The following is a 16,235-nucleotide window of genomic DNA, read 5'->3' as shown; positions in this document are numbered from 1 at the left end:
CTCAGCCCTTCATCAGATTGACGTCTTCAACCGCGATCGAGCCGCGGTTGCGGAAATAGACCACCAGCACGGCGAGACCGATCGCTGCTTCCGCAGCGGCCACGGTCAGCACCAGCAGCGCGAACACCTGCCCGACGATATCGCCGAGGAAGGTCGAGAACGCCACCATGTTGATGTTGACGGCGAGCAGGATCAGCTCGATCGACATCAGGATGACGATGATGTTCTTGCGGTTCAGGAAGATGCCGAGGATGCCCAGCGTGAACAGGATCGCTGCGACCGCCAGATAGTGTCCGAGACCGATCGTCATTTGACCCAGCTCCCCGCGTCGGCGTCCTGCAGGCCCTGCCCGGTCGCGACCTTGCGCACTTCCATCGCCAGTTCCGGATTGCGCGCGTTCTGAACATTGATGTCCTGGCGCCGAACCTTGACCTTGTGACGCAGCGTCAGCACGATCGCGCCGATCATCGCCACCAGCAGCACCATGCCGGCCAGCTGGAAGTAATGGATGTACTTCGTATAGAGCACGAGGCCGAGCGCCTCGGTATTGCTCACATTGGTCGGAATGGCCGCCGTGATCGACTTGGTGACGTTCGGGTTCATCACCCAGCCGCCTGCGACCAGCAGCAATTCGGCGAGGAAGATCGCACCAATCAGGAGACCGAACGGAAGATACTGAATGAAGCCTTCGCGCAGCTGCGTGAAGTCGACGTCGAGCATCATGATGACGAACAGGAACAGCACCGCGACGGCGCCGACATAGACGACGATCAGCAGCATCGCCAGGAATTCGGCGCCCATCAGCACGAACAGGCCCGAGGCGTTGACGAAGGCCAGGATCAGGAACAGCACGGAATGCACGGGATTGCGCGAGGCAATCACCATGACCGCGGAAGCCACGCAGACGCTGGCGAACAGATAGAAGAACAGTGCGGGAAGGATCATCTGGTCACCTTACCGGTAAGGCGCGTCGAGTTCGATTGACTTCGCAATCTCGCGCTCCCAGCGGTCGCCGTTGGCGAGCAATTTCGCCTTGTCATAATAGAGTTCCTCACGCGTCTCGGTGGCGAACTCGAAGTTCGGTCCCTCGACGATCGCATCCACCGGACAGGCCTCCTGGCACAGTCCGCAATAGATGCATTTCACCATGTCGATATCGTAGCGCACGGTACGGCGCGTACCATCGTTGCGGCGTGGGCCGGCTTCGATGGTGATCGCCTGTGCCGGACACACCGCTTCGCAGAGCTTGCAGGCGATGCAGCGCTCTTCACCGTTCGGATAGCGGCGCAATGCGTGCTCGCCACGGAAACGCGGCGAGATCGGCCCCTTCTCGAACGGATAGTTCAGCGTCGGCTTCGGCTTGAAGAAATACCGCATGGCGAGGACGAACGCCGAAGCGAACTCCGCCAGCAGAAGCGAATGAGCTGTTGCCCTGATATTCATAGTGACCTCATTTCGGAGCAAGGCCCCCGAATTGCAGCACGCCCGCGACGATGACCACGTAAGCGAGCGACAGCGGCAGAAACACCTTCCAGCCCAGACGCATCAGCTGGTCGTAGCGGTAGCGCGGCACGATCGCCTTCGCCATCGCAATCAGGAAGAACATGAACATCACCTTGATGGCGAACCAAATGATGCCTGGCACCCAGGTGAATGGCGCGAACGGGATCGGCGACAGCCAGCCGCCCAAAAAGAGGATCGTGGCCAGCGCGCACATGGTGACGATGGCAACATATTCGCCGAGCATGAACAGCAGATACGGGGTCGAGCCGTATTCCGTCATGAAGCCCGCGACCAGTTCCGATTCCGCTTCGACGAGGTCGAAGGGCGGACGGTTGGTTTCAGCCAACGCCGAGACGTAGAAGATCACGAACATCGGGAACAGCGGTATCCAGTACCAGCCGAGGATGCCCCACTTCGAATCCTGCGCGGCGACGATGGCCGTCAGGTTCAGCGAACCGACGCAGAGCAGGACCGTGATGATGACGAAGCCGATCGAGACCTCGTAGGACACCATCTGCGCGGCCGCGCGCAGCGCCGACAGGAACGGATATTTCGAGTTCGACGACCAGCCGGCCATGATGATGCCGTAGACCGACAGCGACGAGATCGCGAAGATATAGAGCACGCCGACATTGATGTCGGAGATGACCCAGCCGAGATCCATCGGGATCACCGCCCATGCCGCCAGCGCGAGCACGCAGGACACCAGCGGCGCCAGCAGGAACACGCCCTTGTTGGAGCTGGAGGGAACCACCGGCTCCTTCAGCACGAATTTCAGCAAGTCCGCGAAGGATTGCAGCAGGCCAAACGGCCCGACCACGTTGGGGCCACGGCGGATCTGTACCGCCGCCCAGATCTTGCGGTCAGCCAGCAGGATGTAGGCAATCGCAATCAAGAGCACCACGAGCACAAGGAGGCTCTGCGCGACCATGATGATCAGCGGCCACAGGGTGCTAGTCCAGAATTCAGCCATCGTTTTACTCCGCCGCCGTCAGCATCTGGCCGGAGGCCAGGCGGGAGCATTCCGCCATGATGGCTGACGCACGCGCGATCGGGTTGGTCAGGTAGAAGTCCTCAACGGAGGCCTTGAATGGTGTCTTGTCGACAGTACCACCCTTGCCCGCAAGGGTCTTGATCGCGCCGGCATCGCCGGCCTCGATCTGATCAATGCGCATCAGGTGCGGCGTGGTCTTGAAGATCGCCTGCCGCAGCGCGGCGAGCGAGTCGTAAGGCAGCTTGTGGCCGAGCACGTCGGACAATGCGCGGATCACCGCCCAGTCCTCGCGCGCATCGCCCGGCGGGAAGCCGGCGCGCTCCGCCATCTGCACGCGGCCTTCGGTATTGACGAAGATGCCGGATTTCTCGGTATAGGCCGCACCCGGCAGGATCACGTCGGCGCGATGCGCACCGCGGTCACCATGGGTGCCGATATAGACCACGAAAGTGCCGTCGGCGACTTTCACGTCGTCGGCGCCGAGCGAGAACAGCACGTCGAGCGAACCGGCCGACGTCATCTGCGCGAGGTTCAGGCTGCCCGATGTCGGCGCGAAGCCGATATCGAGCGCGCCGACGGTCGAAGCCGCCGTCTGCAGCACCGCAAAACCGTTCCAGCCGTCCTTGATGACACCGAAGTCCGAGGCGAGCTTGGCAGCCGCTGCCAGCACCGCAGCGCCATCGGCACGTGCCGCCACACCGGCGCCAACCAGCACGATCGGATGCTTGGCGTTCTTCAGCACATCGGCAAAGGCGTTCTTGCCGGCGGCGAGTTCGGCCAGCGAGTCCGTGCCGGCGCCGAGATAGTCGTAGCGATAGGTCAGATCGGCCTTCTCGCCGATCACGCCGACTTTCAGCCCACCGGTGCGCCACGCCTTGCGGATGCGCGCGTTGAGAACGGCGGCTTCCTTGCGCGGGTTGGAGCCCACGATCAGCAGCGCATCGGCCTGCTCGATGCCGGCGATGGTCGGGTTGAAAATGTAGGATGCACGGCCGGCGGCCGCATCGAACGCGCCCGCGCTCTGGGTCGCCAGATTGGCCGAGCCCATGCTGGCGAGCAGTTGCTTCAGCGCGAACATTTCCTCGACGGCGGCGAGATCGCCTGCGACCGCGCCGACCTTTTTGGTGCCGGCCACCTTCGCAGCGATGGCGCTGAATGCTTCAGCCCAGGTCGCCGCGCGCAGCTTGCCGTTGTCGCGGATATAGGGACGATCGAGACGCTGGGTGCGCAGGCCGTCGACGATGTGGCGCGTCTTGTCGGAGATCCACTCCTCGTTCACCGCCTCGTTGACGCGCGGCAGGATGCGCATCACTTCGCGGCCACGGGTATCGACGCGGATCGCCGAACCAACCGCGTCCATGACGTCGATGGACTGGGTCTTGCCGAGCTCCCACGGACGCGCGGCGAAAGCGTAAGGCTTCGAGGTCAGCGCACCGACCGGGCAGATATCGACGAGATTGCCCTGCAGTTCCGAGGTCAGCGCGGTCTCGAGGAACGAGGTGATTTCCATGTCCTCGCCGCGACCGGTCGCGCCCATTTCCGGCACGCCGCAGATTTCTGCAGCGAAACGGACACAGCGCGTGCACTGGATGCAGCGGTTCATCGAGGTCTTGACGAGAGCGCCGAGATACTTGTCCTCGACCGCGCGCTTGTTTTCGGCAAAGCGCGACGTGTCGACGCCGTAACCCATCGCCTGGTCCTGCAGATCGCACTCGCCGCCCTGATCGCAGATCGGGCAATCCAGCGGGTGGTTGATCAGCAGGAATTCCATCACGCCTTCGCGTGCCTTCCTGACCATCGGCGAACGCGTCGAGATTTCCGGCGGCTCCCCCTTCGGGCCCGGACGGCAATCGCGCACGCCCCAGGCGCAGCTCGCGACCGGCTTCGGCCCGCCCTTCACTTCGACCAGACACATGCGGCAGTTGCCGGCAATCGACAGGCGCTCGTGGTAGCAGAAGCGCGGGATTTCAGCACCGGCGGCTTCACACGCCTGTAGCAGCGTGTATTCCGCGGGGACCTCGATCTCTTTGCCGTCGATGATCAGTTTCGTCATAGCCATGAGCCCTACTCCGCCGCGACCAGATGCGCGGGATCGAGGATGCCCTGATCGTCGAGCGTGGCCTTGCGGCTGAACTCTTCGATGCGGCGTTCGATCTCCGGGCGGAAGGCGCGGATCAGGCCCTGCACCGGCCACGCGGCGGCATCGCCGAGTGCGCAGATGGTGTGGCCTTCAACCTGCTTGGTGACTTCGAGCAGCATGTCGATCTCGCGCTTGTGGGCGCGGCCTTCGACCATGCGGCTCAGCACGCGCCACATCCAGCCGGTGCCTTCACGGCACGGCGTGCACTGGCCGCAGCTCTCATGCTTGAAGAAGTAGCTGATGCGGGCAATCGCCGCGACCACGTCGGTGGACTTGTCCATGACGATGACGCCGGCGGTACCGAACGACGACTTCACCGCGCGGGTGCCGTCGAAGTCCATGATGAGTTCTTCGCAATCCGCAGCCGGGATCAAGGGGCACGATGCGCCACCGGGGATGATCGCAAGCAGATTGTCCCAGCCGCCGCGAATACCACCGCCATGCTTCTCGATGAGCTCCTTGAACGGAATGCTCATCGCGTCTTCGACGACGCAGGGCGTGTTGACGTGGCCGGAGATGCCGTAAAGCTTGGTGCCGACGTTGTTCGGACGGCCGATCGAGGCGAACCACGCCGCGCCGCGACGCAGGATATCCGGCGCGACCGCGATCGACTCGACGTTATTCACCGTGGTCGGGCAGCCATAGAGACCGACATTCGCCGGGAATGGCGGCTTCAGGCGCGGCTGGCCCTTCTTGCCTTCAAGGCTTTCGAGCAGTGCCGTCTCTTCGCCACAGATATAGGCGCCGGCGCCGTGCGCGACATAGAGATCGAACGGCCAGCCATGAATGTTGTTCTTGCCGATCAGATTGGCCTCATAGGCCTGATCAATCGCCGCCTGCAGATGCTCGCGCTCGCGGATGAATTCACCGCGAACATAGATGTAACCGACATGGGCGCCCATGGCGCAGCCGGCGATCAGGCAGCCTTCGACCAGCGTATGCGGGTCGTGCCGCATGATCTCGCGGTCCTTGCAGGTGCCGGGCTCGGACTCGTCGGCATTGACGACGAGATAGCTCGGGCGGCCATCGGCATTGTCCTTCGGCATGAAGGACCACTTCATGCCGGTCGGGAAACCCGCACCGCCGCGGCCACGTAGGCCGGACGCCTTCATCTCGTTGACGATCCAGTCGCGGCCCTTGTCGATGATGGCCTTGGTGCCATCCCAGCCGCCGCGGCGGCGTGCGCCGGCGAGACCCCAGTCGTGGAGGCCGTAGAGATTGCGGAAGATGCGGTCGTTGTCGTCGAGCATGGCTTCCTCGATCAGCGATTGGATTGCTTGTAGGCGAGCATCGCGGCGCAACCGCCGAACACAACCGCCCACAACAGACTTGATTCAAGCGTGGCGTTCAAAAAGAAGCGCTGCAGCGAGAAAATGAACGCAGCTGCGACCATCGTATGCAATGCGATGTAGAGCCACTTGTTCATTGCCGCGTCCCCCGACAGCGTTGCAAATTTCATCGACAGCGCGCGCGTCATTTCTTCGGCTCCTTGGAATCCGTCGGATCCTTGGGAGTTCCACCTTTCGGCGGATTGGTCTTGGTCGCATCGGCAGCCGGCGGCTTCGGCGCCGGGCGCTCCTGCACATTGGCGGCCTCGGTCTGCTTCTTCGGCTCGGCATCTGCGAGTGCAGGTTCCTTCGCATCCAGAACCTTGGTGTAAGTGGCGGCACCGCCGCTCTTCATCACGCGTGCACCGCCCTCGGGCGCAGCAAACTGACGGCCGATCTGCGAGCCCGGCTTCGGCGGCGTGCCGGCAGCAAAGCCGTCGATCAGCTTGTTCATGCTCTCTTTGGTCATGTCTTCGTAGGTGTCGCTCCAGATCATCGCCATCGGGGCGTTGACGCAGGCGCCGAGGCACTCGACCTCTTCCCACGAGAAGTCGCCATCTGCGGACAGATGGAACGGGTCGTGATGGATGCGATGCTGACAGACCTCGATCAGGTCACCGGCGCCGCGCAACATGCAGGGCGTGGTGCCGCAGACCTGGATATGTGCCTTCTTGCCGACCGGCTGCAGCTGGAACTGGGTGTAGAAGGTCGCGACTTCGAGCACGCGGATATAGGGCATTTCCAGCATGTCGGCGACGACGCGGATCGCGGCTTCCGAGACCCAGCCGGCCTGCTGCTCCTGTGCGCGCCACAGGATCGCGATCACCGCCGACGCCTGACGGCCCGGCGGATAATGCGTGATCTGCTCCTTCGCCCACGCCAGATTCTCGGGCGTGAATTCAAACGAAGCGGGCTGAACTTCTTTCGGAGCCAAACGGCGGACGGACATGTCTAGTCTCTCAATGAGTGCGGCGCGCCGCGCTCGCATTCAGGCTGTTGATGCGGTCGAGCCAGAACGCACTCGATGTGCCAAACACGTTGTAGCCAACATGTGTGGACACCTTGATGCGATCGAGGATCGACAGCTCGGTCACGGTTTCGAAACGGTTGGTGGCGGGATCATGCACGATCAGCTTGAGCGGCGTTTGATCCAGGATAAAGCGCGAGACGGTGTGATGCGGGTCATTGCCGTGCTCTTCGCACATGATGACCGAGTCGCCCTGCAGCAAGCGTGCGCCGCCCTTGATGGCCTCGATCTCGACGCCTTCGACGTCGAGCTTGATCAGATATTTGCCGGACATCGACAGCTTGCCGTCGTCGAGCAGATTGTCGAGCGAGATCACCGGCACTTCCTCGCCGCCGGCATTCGGATCGCCGGCAATGCTGAAAGCCTCATGTTTGGTGCCCGACAGATGCGCCGTGCCACGCTGCGCGCCGATCGCGCATTTGATGACCTCGAACCGGTCACCATTGATCCTGGCGTTATTGGCAAGCTTGGCGAAATTGTCGAACGACGGCTCGATGGCGATCGCCTTATGCGAACCGAACGGCGCGCTCGACACCAACACGGACCAGTAGCCGTAATTGGCGCCGCAATCGAGCAGCGTGTAGTCCACATCGACCGAGTTCCGGAACAACACCTCAAGCTCGTCTTCATAGGAAAACGTGCGGTTGAGCAGCTTGCTCCAGTAGCCGTCGCCGAATGGAAATGCGAACAGCGCATCCGCATTCAGCTTCACCACGAGATCGCGTGCCGGCAGCACCGTCCTGCGCATCAGATTGGCGCACATGTTGTAGCCGCGATGCGAGAAGGACGACGAGATCTTCGAGCCAGCCACCAGCGCACAGGCCATCGCACGTTCCCAGAGATTCACGCTCTGGAGAACGCCGGACGCCCGGTCAAACTGGATGGGAGGCGCCAGCGTCACCGATCGACCTCTCCGAACACGATGTCGAGCGAACCGAGAATGGCTGAGACGTCGGCGAGCAGATGGCCGCGGCACATGAAATCCATGGCCTGCAGATGCGCAAAGCCCGGCGCGCGGATCTTGCACTTGTAGGGCTTGTTGGTGCCGTCGGAGACGAGATAGACGCCGAACTCGCCCTTCGGCGCTTCGACGGCAGCGTAGACCTCGCCTTCCGGCACGCGGAAGCCTTCGGTGTAGAGCTTGAAGTGATGGATCAGCGATTCCATCGAGCGTTTCATCTCGCTGCGACGCGGCGGAAACACCTTGTTGTCCTCGACAGCGACAGCACCCTGCCCGTCTGGTGCCCGCATCTTGGCGATGCACTGCTTCATGATCTTGGTCGACTGCCGCATCTCCTCGACGCGGATACAGTAGCGATCGTAACAGTCGCCGTTCTTGCCGATCGGAACATCGAAATCCATTTCGGCGTAGCATTCGTAAGGCTGCGACTTGCGCAGATCCCAGGCAGCGCCCGAGCCACGCACCATCACGCCGGAGAAGCCCCACTTCCACGCGTCTTCCAGCGAGACCACGCCGATATCGACGTTGCGCTGCTTGAAGATGCGGTTGCCGGTGAGCAGCGTCTCGAGATCGTCCAGCACCTGCGGGAAGGCATCGCACCAGGCATCGATGTCGTTGATCAGCGCCGGCGGGAGATCCTGATGCACGCCGCCGATGCGGAAGAACGCGGCATGCATGCGCGAGCCCGAGGCCCGCTCATAGAATACCATCAGCTTTTCGCGTTCTTCGAAGCCCCACAGCGGCGGGGTCAGCGCGCCGACGTCCATCGCCTGGGTGGTGACGTTGAGAAGATGCGAGAGGATACGGCCGATTTCGGAATACAGCACGCGGATCAGCTGGCCGCGGCGCGGCACGGTGATGCCGAGCAGCTTTTCGGCAGCCAGACAGAATGCGTGTTCCTGGTTCATCGGCGCGACGTAATCGAGCCGGTCGAAATACGGAATCGCCTGCAGATAGGTCTTCTGCTCGATCAGCTTCTCGGTGCCGCGGTGAAGCAGGCCGATATGCGGATCCACGCGCTCGACGACTTCGCCGTCGAGCTCCAGCACCAGACGGAGCACGCCGTGCGCCGCCGGATGCTGCGGACCGAAGTTGATCGTGAAATTGCGAACGTTGGGTTGTTCGGTCATGGCTTGACCTCTGCCTTCTCGTCACCGGGCAGCACGGGATAATCCGCGCCTTCCCAGGGCGAGAGGAAATCGAATTTGCGGAATTCCTGATTGAGCCGGACCGGCTCGTAGACCACCCGCTTCTCCTGGTCGTCGTAACGAACCTCGACGAAGCCGGTGAGCGGGAAGTCCTTGCGCAGCGGATGGCCGTCGAAACCGTAATCGGTCAGCAGACGGCGCATATCGGGATGGCCGACGAAGATCACGCCATAGAGGTCATAGGCTTCGCGCTCGAACCAGTCGGCGCCAGGAAACACCGAGATGATCGACGGCACCTGGGTCGTCTCGGAGGCCAGAGCCTTGAGACGAATGCGGGTGTTCAGCGTCGGCGACATCAGGTGATAGACGACATCGAAGCGCTTCTCACGGCCCGGATAATCCACAGCCGTCGCATCGGTGAAATTGACGAAGCGGCAGCGCGGATCGTCACGCAGGAACTGAGCGACCTCGACGATCTTCGATGTTTCCACCGTGATCGTCAGCTGGCCGAACGCCACCTCATGCGCGAGTGCGGCACCCGGCAGGGCGCCGACAATCGTCTGACCCAGTGTGTCGAGCCTCACATCGTCCATGACAAAGCCTTAAGCGTTCGCGAGTCTTAGCGTTCGTAGTCTTATCGTTCGATCGTGCCGGTGCGGCGGATCTTCTTCTGCAGCAGCAGCACGCCGTAGAGCAGCGCTTCTGCGGTGGGCGGGCAGCCCGGGACATAAATGTCGATCGGCACGATACGGTCGCAGCCACGAACCACCGAATAGGAATAGTGGTAGTAGCCGCCGCCATTGGCGCAGGAGCCCATCGAGATGACGTAACGCGGCTCCGGCATCTGGTCGTAGACCTTGCGCAGCGCCGGAGCCATCTTGTTGGTCAGCGTGCCGGCGACGATCATCACGTCGGACTGACGCGGCGACGCGCGCGGCGCGAAGCCGAAGCGCTCGACGTCGTAACGCGGCATCGACACCTGCATCATCTCGACCGCGCAGCAGGCGAGACCGAAGGTCATCCACATCAGCGAGCCGGTGCGCGCCCAGGTGATGAGGTCGTCGGTCGCGGCGACGAAGAAGCCCTTGTCGGACAGTTCGGCATTGACCTCGAGAAAATACGGATCGTTCGCGCCGACCGGCTTGCCGGTGGACGGATCGATGATGCCTTTCGGCGCCTGCGCGATCGCGGGAGCCGAGGCTATGACTGGGCTCAATCCCATTCGAGCGCGCCTTTCTTCCATTCGTAGGCGAAACCGATGGTGAGCACGCCGAGAAACACGATCATCGACCAGAAGCCGGCTGCGCCAAGCTTGCCGAAGGCCACTGCCCACGGAAACAGAAACGCCACTTCCAGATCGAAGATGATGAAGAGAATCGCCACCAGATAGAACCGCACATCGAACTTCATGCGCGCGTCGTCAAAAGCGTTGAATCCGCATTCATAGGCGGACAGCTTTTCCGGATCCGGCTGCTGGTAGGCGACGAGAAATGGCGCGATCAGCAGGGCCAGACCGATGACGGAGGCGATGCCGATGAAGACCACAAGTGGGAGATAATTATGCAAGATGCCGTTCATCGGCGAGCCTTACCCCTGCGGCCCTGACTTTGCCACAGATTCGAACATTGGAATGGTTCTGAGGCTTAGCGCAGCGCAACAAGCCATGCAAGACAAGGGATGTTGACAGTTTCATGCTCTGCCATGCGCGGCGCGACGATTGAAACGCAACCTTGCCGATGCATCGCCGGCTGCGACAAATCTTCCGCAGATTCTCAAAAATCCCGCATGATTTCCCAACCGCTGGGACCGTCAAACCTCGTCCGTCGGTGGGGCAGACCTGTCGCTCCGTCCCGGCAGCATCAAGCCCTCCAACTCGGCGCGTTTCCGCACCAGCAGCAACTCCGCGGCGGCGTTGTCCATGCCGGCCTGTCGCAACAGGCGGATCGCCGCGCCGAGCTCCGCGATCTGCGCCCGCAATGTGATGATCCTGAGCCGCGGCGGCTCGCTCACGCCGGACATGCCACCACCTCACGCTCCGCGATGAGCACCAGCAGATCGGCCTGCATCCGCCGCAGGCGCATGGAGGCATTGGCACAATCCAGCCCGGCACTGGTCAGCAGCCGGATATCCGATTGCACCCCGCTCATCTGGTAGCGCAGCCGGGCGATTCTGAAATTCAGGTTGGCGAGTTTGGTCATTTGCGATATAGAACAAAAAGAGAACAAATTGACAAGCCATTGTTTCGACCCGGATCGAATTTTTGGAGGTTCCCATGACCCTTGCTTCGAAGGCCCTTGCTTTGAACGCCCGCAGTGAGATCGTCGTCCCGGCGATTGCGGCATCGGTATCGTCTTATGAGAGCCTGCCGGATCGCCTCTCCGGCCCGATGACCCGCGGCCAGGCGCTGACGCTGAAATCGCTGGCGATCGAGGCCTATCAGCCCAAACAATTCGAAAAGGATCTGACGCGCGCTGAAGCCGCGCGGCGAATCGAGGCGCTGAAGCAGGAAATCGCGCTCGCAGATTCGTTCTGAGCGCTGGCACGTCAAATGCCGCGCGAAACGTCTGCAACTCTATAGTTCTCTTGGGGAAACTTGTGTGGATGAGCGCGGATGGACCTGAATCTCGCCATTCCCGATGGAATGGCGCGAGAGACGGGACTCGAACCCGCGACCTCTGCCGTGACAGGGCAGCGCTCTAACCAACTGAGCTACTCCCGCGTGGATCGTCTGCAATCCCGCAGTGGGGCTGGACATAAAGGGACGTCCTTTTGAAGTCAAGGACGTTGCAGAACCATTCCCGGGGACATCGCGAGAAGCCGTCGCTGCAGGCTTTGCGACAAGGCCATTTTAAGGCCGGAAATGCAAATAAGCCCCTGTTTGCAGGCAAAACACGCGGGCGGCTGCGCTCCGAATCGTTTAAGCCCTGCTGCGTCACAGGTTTAAGACGGACACCAACGAGAAGGGCCAGATTTATGGCAAAAGCTGCAACCACCACCGCCGCGAAAGCGGCCGCTCCGGCCACCATCACGCTGAAACATCTCGCTGCCGCCCTGGCTGAGGATCACGAGCTGTCGAAGAAGAAGGCCGAAGAAATCCTCGGTGACATGGTGGAGCGCATCACCAACCACCTCAAGAATGGCGAGCGTATCCGCATCGTCGGCCTTGGCATCCTTCAGGTCCGCAAGCGCGCCGCCCGCATGGGTCGCAACCCAGCAACCGGCGAGCAGATCGAGATCGCGGCCAGCAAGAAGGTTGCGTTCCGGCCAGCCAAGGAACTCAAGGAAGCCGTCTGATCGACCGCTTGAACTGATCTCATTCCGGGCCGCGTCCTCGTGACGGCCCGGAATGAAACTTCTAAGCTGCCAGGACTTCTGCAATCAGATGGTGCCCTTTGACAGCAACTCTCCCCTTCGATTTCGCCCATGACGTGACTGCGCGCTTCCTGCGCTATGTGGTGATCGACACCCAGTCCGACCCCGCCTCCCCGACCTGCCCATCGACCGAAAAGCAGAAGGATCTCGGCCGCGTGCTCGCGCAGGAGCTACGCGATCTGGGGCTCAGAGACGCGCATCTCGACGAGCATGGCTATGTCTATGCGACGATCCCCGCGACATCGGACAAGAAAGTGCCGGTGATCTGCTTCTGCTCACATATGGACACCTCGCCCGACTGCAGCGGCAAGGACGTCAGACCGCAGATCGTCAGGAACTATCGGGGCGACGATATCGTGCTGCCGATGGACACAACGCAGGTCATCCGCGTCGCCGACAATCCGGCGCTGAAGGACCAGATCGGCCATGACATCATCACCACCGACGGCACCACTTTGCTGGGTGCCGACAACAAGGCCGGCCTTGCCGAGATCATGGACGCGGCACGTTTCCTGGTTGCCAATCCGCAGATCAGGCACGGCACCATCAAAATCCTGTTCACGCCCGATGAGGAGATCGGCCGCGGCGTCGACAAGGTCGACCTGACAAAGCTGGGTGCGGACTTCGCCTACACCATGGATGGCGAGACCGCCGGCTATATCGAGGACGAGACTTTCTCGGCCGACGGTGCCGTCATCACCATTGAAGGCGTCAGCGCACATCCCGGCTTTGCCAAGGGCAAGATGGAGCATGCCATCAAGATCGCCGCCGCAATCGTCGAGCGACTGCCGAAAGACACCTGTTCGCCCGAGAGCACCGACGGCAAGCAGGGCTTCCTGCATCCGATCGGCATTTCAGGCGCGCTTGAAAAAGCGACGCTCAGTCTGATCGTGCGCGACTTCACGGATGACGGCCTCGCGGAGAAGGAAGCGCTGTTGCAATCCATCGTCGACGACGTGATGACGGCCTATCCGCATTCGACGGCGACGCTCGAGATCAAGCAGCAATACCGCAACATGAAGCAGGTGATCGACCGCTATCCGCAGATGGTCGAATACGCCGTGGAAGCGATCCAGCGCGCCGGCCTCAAACCCGTCCGCAGCAGCATCCGCGGCGGCACCGACGGATCGCGGCTGTCCTTCATGGGCCTGCCCTGCCCCAATATCTTCGCCGGCGAACACGCCTTCCATGGCCGTACCGAATGGGTCAGCGTCCAGGACATGGAAAAGGCCGTGCAGACCATCGTGCATCTGGCGATGATCTGGGAAGAACGGGCGTAGCGGTAACGAAGAACCGGTCGCCTCGCTGCACAAGCAGCGAGGACCATCATTCCGGTAGTGACGGAACGGTGTATAGTTGTGCTGTCAATCGAATGGCGAATTGCGCGCCATGACGGCCACGATATGCTCACCCCCGTACATAATTATAAATTATAACAAGAATTAATTCTCAAAAACATAGCTCCATTTCAGCTGATATGCAGGCGCGCCATGGGGTCATTCAAAGGCAAGCATTTTCAGACCGCATTGTCGGCCATCGAGGGCATCGCCAATGCCGCATCCATGTCTGCGGTTGGCGATATCGTGGCCGCCACGGTCAAATCATTTGGCTACAACCACATCTGTTTTCTGGCCTCGACCGGCGTCAACCAATCGTTCGAAGATCGCGTGTTGCTGAAAGTGTGGCCCAAGCCATGGGCCGAACAATATAGCGCGTCCAATTTCTATGCCTCAGATCCCGTTGCGCCGCGGATCCGCCGGCAACCCGAACTGTTCACATGGTCCGACATCCGGCTCGATGAGGTCAGCCCGATATCACGGACCATCATGGAGATCGCATCCGTCGATTACGGATTGAAGTTCGGCCTCTGCGCCCCCGTGCACGGCATGAACGGATATCAGGCCGGGCTGTCACTGGCAGGCTTTGAAGTCGAAAATACCGAGGACGCGCGCGGCGCCATCGAGCTCGTCACCATGTATGCGTTCAACCGCTTTGCGACGCTTCGCTCTCACCAGCGTGCGAAGTCGATCGCCCTCACCTTGAGGGAGCGTGAAGTCGTCAGCTGGGTTGCTGCCGGAAAGACCGCCTGGGACACGAGCGTCATTCTCGGTATCTCCGAGGATACGGTGAACAAGACTGTTACCGCCGCCATGCACAAGTTGAATGCGCATACGCGCGCGCAGGCCGTTGCCGAAGCGATCACACAAGGACTGATCGCTTTCTGAATTGTCAATCCCCTGCCCACGGAATATCGCGACCAAACTCATCATGAGCACCCTCCACGCAGACGAGCGTGGAGAGCTTTTTATGATCGAGGTCATTCACAGCGGTAATGCTGGGCAGTTCGGCGATCTCCTGGACAAGCAGTTTCGGCTCCGGCACGAGGTCTTCGTCGGAGAGCGCGGCTGGACCGCCTTTGATGTCGATGGCATCCACGAGAAAGACCAGTATGACGATGATGCTGCCGTCTATCTGGTCGCGGCCGATGACGCAGGCGCTGTCGCAGGCGGCTTCCGGCTCTATCCAACCGTATTGCCTCACATGCTCAGCGAGCATTTTGCGCAGCTTGTCGATGGCGCGCTGATCCAGCGCCGCGATGTACTGGAGCTGACGCGCTTTGCCATGCGCAAATCCGAACGCCGCAGCCGGCACTATTTCGAACTGCTGCTGGCGATCCAGGAATATGGCCTGATGGAGGGCCTGTCCGGCTTCACCTCGGTCATCAATCCCTTGCGCATCCCTATTCTTCAGGGCTTCGGACTGGAGATCGAGCCGCTGGGATTGCCAGCCATGATCGACGGCGAGGCCACCATCGCCGTGCTGTTTCATGTGAGCGAAAAGTGCTTCGCCCGCGTCAGCAAGAGCGTCGCTATTGAAGAGAGTGTTTTTGCGCTGCCTCAAACATCCCGGTGGATCGCCTGATGCCAATGTCCCACAATCAGTTCCAGGTCATTCAGGGCGGCAAGGACAGCGACGAGCTGATCGCTACGATGCTGCAAGCCCTGCGGTTGGCAAACGCATGCGGGTCCGAGACGACCTATGATCTGCTGCGTATGGCGCTGTTGAACGAAGGCGTTCAACTCGCCAAGGTGCTGGCAGCACGCTAGGCGAAGCACTCGAAGGACATGGGTTTAGGGAGGTGGTAGGCGGCGAGAGATTCGAACTCCCGACCCTCTCGGTGTAAACGAGATGCTCTAACCAGCTGAGCTAGCCGCCCTCACGGCCTCTCTTTAACGCCGGGACTTCGCCGCGGCAAGGCGTTCTGCGTCGATCATCTCGTCCTACGGATCGTTCGATCCCTTCGGCCGCGCCGGCAGTTCCGCAAGATCATGAATCCAGGGTGCGGCTGACCGGCACCAGATTTGACGTCGTGGCGGAAGCTCGGCGCGCTGGCGGATGCTGCCCCAGCGAATCCCCCACTCGTTGTCCTCGGCCGTCGCCGCTGGCGAACATCGGCGAACCGCAATCTCCGCAAAAGTGCTGCAACCTGTTGAGACCGTTGTCGCCGCGCTTGACGTAGACCTTCGGTGCACCGCCCGTCATCTCGATCGTATCGACCGGGGTCAGCACCGTGACACGATAGGGCGAGCCGGTCATGGTCTGGCAATCCGTACAATGGCAGATCGACACCCGCTGCGGATCGATTGTCGCGCGATAGCTGATGAAGCCGCAGTGGCATTGGCCGTCGATCTGCATGTCGCACTCCTCCCTCATGGCCTCATCTGTGCCGGATGATGCCACAAAAAAAGCGGCGCCCCGAAG

General features: G+C 61.4%; 21 protein-coding genes, 2 tRNA genes and 1 pseudogene. 6 read left to right on the top strand and 18 right to left on the bottom strand.

Annotation, left to right across the window (positions count from 1 at the left end; genetic code table 11):
• Window position 1: 1 nt before the first annotated feature.
• The 15 genes from nuoK to AB8A27_RS08880 all read right to left on the bottom strand — a co-directional run bounded on the left by nuoK (window position 2) and on the right by AB8A27_RS08880 (window position 11,299).
• A complete protein-coding gene (nuoK, locus tag AB8A27_RS08950) occupies window positions 2-310 on the bottom strand; it encodes an NADH-quinone oxidoreductase subunit NuoK (RefSeq protein ID WP_068730883.1) in 309 nt (102 codons plus the stop codon).
• Window positions 307-945 (bottom strand): NADH-quinone oxidoreductase subunit J, encoded by a 639-nt coding sequence (locus AB8A27_RS08945; RefSeq protein ID WP_441241602.1) that lies wholly within the window; start codon window positions 943-945, stop codon window positions 307-309. The genes nuoK and AB8A27_RS08945 overlap by 4 nt, the downstream gene beginning before the upstream one ends.
• Before the next feature lie 9 nt (window positions 946-954).
• The gene (nuoI, locus tag AB8A27_RS08940) at window positions 955-1,443 is read right to left on the bottom strand and encodes an NADH-quinone oxidoreductase subunit NuoI (protein ID WP_092142263.1); all 489 of its coding nucleotides are present in this window, start codon (window positions 1,441-1,443) and stop codon (window positions 955-957) included.
• Between the two features lie 7 nt (window positions 1,444-1,450).
• Window positions 1,451-2,476, bottom strand: a complete 1,026-nt coding sequence (gene nuoH, locus AB8A27_RS08935) for an NADH-quinone oxidoreductase subunit NuoH (protein WP_092142260.1) — start codon at window positions 2,474-2,476, stop codon at window positions 1,451-1,453.
• Window positions 2,477-2,480: 4 nt separating this feature from the next.
• Window positions 2,481-4,550, bottom strand: coding sequence for an NADH-quinone oxidoreductase subunit NuoG (gene nuoG / locus AB8A27_RS08930; protein ID WP_441244861.1), 2,070 nt, complete (start codon window positions 4,548-4,550; stop codon window positions 2,481-2,483).
• A gap of 11 nt (window positions 4,551-4,561) precedes the next feature.
• A complete protein-coding gene (gene nuoF / locus AB8A27_RS08925) occupies window positions 4,562-5,887 on the bottom strand; it encodes an NADH-quinone oxidoreductase subunit NuoF (RefSeq protein ID WP_441241601.1) in 1,326 nt (441 codons plus the stop codon).
• An 11-nt stretch (window positions 5,888-5,898) separates the two neighbouring features.
• Complete coding sequence (locus AB8A27_RS08920; RefSeq protein WP_115028619.1) at window positions 5,899-6,114, bottom strand: hypothetical protein; 216 nt, start codon at window positions 6,112-6,114, stop codon at window positions 5,899-5,901.
• Window positions 6,111-6,914, bottom strand: a complete 804-nt coding sequence (gene nuoE, locus AB8A27_RS08915) for an NADH-quinone oxidoreductase subunit NuoE (protein ID WP_441241600.1) — start codon at window positions 6,912-6,914, stop codon at window positions 6,111-6,113. Before nuoE ends, AB8A27_RS08920 begins: the two co-directional genes overlap by 4 nt.
• A gap of 10 nt (window positions 6,915-6,924) precedes the next feature.
• Window positions 6,925-7,893: an FkbM family methyltransferase gene (locus AB8A27_RS08910; RefSeq protein WP_441241599.1), complete on the bottom strand. Its 969-nt coding sequence runs from the start codon at window positions 7,891-7,893 to the stop codon at window positions 6,925-6,927.
• Window positions 7,890-9,083: an NADH-quinone oxidoreductase subunit D gene (locus AB8A27_RS08905; protein WP_441241598.1), complete on the bottom strand. Its 1,194-nt coding sequence runs from the start codon at window positions 9,081-9,083 to the stop codon at window positions 7,890-7,892. Before AB8A27_RS08905 ends, AB8A27_RS08910 begins: the two co-directional genes overlap by 4 nt.
• Complete coding sequence (locus tag AB8A27_RS08900; RefSeq protein ID WP_441241597.1) at window positions 9,080-9,694, bottom strand: NADH-quinone oxidoreductase subunit C; 615 nt, start codon at window positions 9,692-9,694, stop codon at window positions 9,080-9,082. Before AB8A27_RS08900 ends, AB8A27_RS08905 begins: the two co-directional genes overlap by 4 nt.
• 41 nt (window positions 9,695-9,735) lie before the next feature.
• A complete protein-coding gene (locus tag AB8A27_RS08895) occupies window positions 9,736-10,323 on the bottom strand; it encodes a NuoB/complex I 20 kDa subunit family protein (protein WP_089264564.1) in 588 nt (195 codons plus the stop codon).
• Window positions 10,314-10,679, bottom strand: a complete 366-nt coding sequence (locus tag AB8A27_RS08890; RefSeq protein ID WP_441241596.1) for an NADH-quinone oxidoreductase subunit A — start codon at window positions 10,677-10,679, stop codon at window positions 10,314-10,316. The genes AB8A27_RS08895 and AB8A27_RS08890 overlap by 10 nt, the downstream gene beginning before the upstream one ends.
• 231 nt (window positions 10,680-10,910) lie before the next feature.
• A complete protein-coding gene (locus AB8A27_RS08885; protein ID WP_441241595.1) occupies window positions 10,911-11,120 on the bottom strand; it encodes a hypothetical protein in 210 nt (69 codons plus the stop codon).
• Window positions 11,108-11,299, bottom strand: a complete 192-nt coding sequence (locus AB8A27_RS08880; RefSeq protein ID WP_441241594.1) for a hypothetical protein — start codon at window positions 11,297-11,299, stop codon at window positions 11,108-11,110. Before AB8A27_RS08880 ends, AB8A27_RS08885 begins: the two co-directional genes overlap by 13 nt.
• A gap of 74 nt (window positions 11,300-11,373) precedes the next feature.
• Between AB8A27_RS08880 and AB8A27_RS08875 the strand changes: the two genes are divergently transcribed.
• Complete coding sequence (locus AB8A27_RS08875; RefSeq protein WP_286144208.1) at window positions 11,374-11,634, top strand: DUF3072 domain-containing protein; 261 nt, start codon at window positions 11,374-11,376, stop codon at window positions 11,632-11,634.
• Between the two features lie 109 nt (window positions 11,635-11,743).
• Here AB8A27_RS08875 and AB8A27_RS08870 read toward each other — a convergent pair.
• Window positions 11,744-11,820, bottom strand: a tRNA-Asp gene (locus AB8A27_RS08870).
• Between the two features lie 254 nt (window positions 11,821-12,074).
• On the opposite strand from AB8A27_RS08870, the gene AB8A27_RS08865 reads away from it, so the two are divergent.
• The 5 genes from AB8A27_RS08865 to AB8A27_RS08845 all read left to right on the top strand — a co-directional run bounded on the left by AB8A27_RS08865 (window position 12,075) and on the right by AB8A27_RS08845 (window position 15,580).
• The gene (locus tag AB8A27_RS08865) at window positions 12,075-12,395 is read left to right on the top strand and encodes an HU family DNA-binding protein (protein WP_441241593.1); all 321 of its coding nucleotides are present in this window, start codon (window positions 12,075-12,077) and stop codon (window positions 12,393-12,395) included.
• Window positions 12,396-12,493: 98 nt separating this feature from the next.
• Complete coding sequence (gene pepT, locus AB8A27_RS08860) at window positions 12,494-13,753, top strand: peptidase T (protein ID WP_441241592.1); 1,260 nt, start codon at window positions 12,494-12,496, stop codon at window positions 13,751-13,753.
• 210 nt (window positions 13,754-13,963) lie between these two features.
• Window positions 13,964-14,698: a LuxR family transcriptional regulator gene (locus AB8A27_RS08855; protein ID WP_441241591.1), complete on the top strand. Its 735-nt coding sequence runs from the start codon at window positions 13,964-13,966 to the stop codon at window positions 14,696-14,698.
• 82 nt (window positions 14,699-14,780) lie between these two features.
• A complete protein-coding gene (locus tag AB8A27_RS08850) occupies window positions 14,781-15,395 on the top strand; it encodes an acyl-homoserine-lactone synthase (protein ID WP_441241590.1) in 615 nt (204 codons plus the stop codon).
• Complete coding sequence (locus AB8A27_RS08845) at window positions 15,395-15,580, top strand: hypothetical protein (RefSeq protein WP_139212534.1); 186 nt, start codon at window positions 15,395-15,397, stop codon at window positions 15,578-15,580. Before AB8A27_RS08850 ends, AB8A27_RS08845 begins: the two co-directional genes overlap by 1 nt.
• 33 nt (window positions 15,581-15,613) lie before the next feature.
• Here the strand turns inward: AB8A27_RS08845 and AB8A27_RS08840 are convergent.
• Together AB8A27_RS08840 and AB8A27_RS08835 are read right to left on the bottom strand one after the other, a co-directional pair.
• Window positions 15,614-15,690, bottom strand: a tRNA-Val gene (locus AB8A27_RS08840).
• A gap of 64 nt (window positions 15,691-15,754) precedes the next feature.
• Window positions 15,755-16,169 (bottom strand): annotated as a pseudogene (locus AB8A27_RS08835) (GFA family protein).
• Window positions 16,170-16,235: the final 66 nt, after the last annotated feature.

The sequence above is a fragment of the Tardiphaga sp. 768_D3_N2_1 genome (assembly GCF_052076105.1).
Lineage (GTDB): Bacteria > Pseudomonadota > Alphaproteobacteria > Rhizobiales > Xanthobacteraceae > Tardiphaga.
The sequence above is the reverse complement of the archived record's forward strand: the minus strand, read 5'-3'. Positions and strand labels throughout refer to the sequence as shown.

Bases quoted from the DNA above. Each gene is read 5' to 3' on its own strand.
- AB8A27_RS08895 (WP_089264564.1), bottom strand. From the start codon at position 10,323: ATGGGATTGAGCCCAGTCATAGCCTCGGCTCCCGCGATCGCGCAGGCG.
- AB8A27_RS08900 (WP_441241597.1), bottom strand. From the start codon at position 9,694: ATGGACGATGTGAGGCTCGACACACTGGGTCAGACGATTGTCGGCGCC.
- AB8A27_RS08850 (WP_441241590.1), top strand. From the start codon at position 14,781: ATGATCGAGGTCATTCACAGCGGTAATGCTGGGCAGTTCGGCGATCTC.
- AB8A27_RS08890 (WP_441241596.1), bottom strand. From the start codon at position 10,679: ATGAACGGCATCTTGCATAATTATCTCCCACTTGTGGTCTTCATCGGC.
- nuoK (WP_068730883.1), bottom strand. From the start codon at position 310: ATGACGATCGGTCTCGGACACTATCTGGCGGTCGCAGCGATCCTGTTC.
- nuoG (WP_441244861.1), bottom strand. From the start codon at position 4,550: ATGACGAAACTGATCATCGACGGCAAAGAGATCGAGGTCCCCGCGGAA.
- AB8A27_RS08920 (WP_115028619.1), bottom strand. From the start codon at position 6,114: ATGACGCGCGCGCTGTCGATGAAATTTGCAACGCTGTCGGGGGACGCG.
- AB8A27_RS08945 (WP_441241602.1), bottom strand. From the start codon at position 945: ATGATCCTTCCCGCACTGTTCTTCTATCTGTTCGCCAGCGTCTGCGTG.
- AB8A27_RS08875 (WP_286144208.1), top strand. From the start codon at position 11,374: ATGACCCTTGCTTCGAAGGCCCTTGCTTTGAACGCCCGCAGTGAGATC.
- AB8A27_RS08885 (WP_441241595.1), bottom strand. From the start codon at position 11,120: ATGTCCGGCGTGAGCGAGCCGCCGCGGCTCAGGATCATCACATTGCGG.
- AB8A27_RS08845 (WP_139212534.1), top strand. From the start codon at position 15,395: ATGCCAATGTCCCACAATCAGTTCCAGGTCATTCAGGGCGGCAAGGAC.
- AB8A27_RS08855 (WP_441241591.1), top strand. From the start codon at position 13,964: ATGGGGTCATTCAAAGGCAAGCATTTTCAGACCGCATTGTCGGCCATC.
- nuoI (WP_092142263.1), bottom strand. From the start codon at position 1,443: ATGAATATCAGGGCAACAGCTCATTCGCTTCTGCTGGCGGAGTTCGCT.
- AB8A27_RS08865 (WP_441241593.1), top strand. From the start codon at position 12,075: ATGGCAAAAGCTGCAACCACCACCGCCGCGAAAGCGGCCGCTCCGGCC.
- nuoE (WP_441241600.1), bottom strand. From the start codon at position 6,914: ATGTCCGTCCGCCGTTTGGCTCCGAAAGAAGTTCAGCCCGCTTCGTTT.
- nuoH (WP_092142260.1), bottom strand. From the start codon at position 2,476: ATGGCTGAATTCTGGACTAGCACCCTGTGGCCGCTGATCATCATGGTC.
- AB8A27_RS08880 (WP_441241594.1), bottom strand. From the start codon at position 11,299: ATGACCAAACTCGCCAACCTGAATTTCAGAATCGCCCGGCTGCGCTAC.
- nuoF (WP_441241601.1), bottom strand. From the start codon at position 5,887: ATGCTCGACGACAACGACCGCATCTTCCGCAATCTCTACGGCCTCCAC.
- AB8A27_RS08905 (WP_441241598.1), bottom strand. From the start codon at position 9,083: ATGACCGAACAACCCAACGTTCGCAATTTCACGATCAACTTCGGTCCG.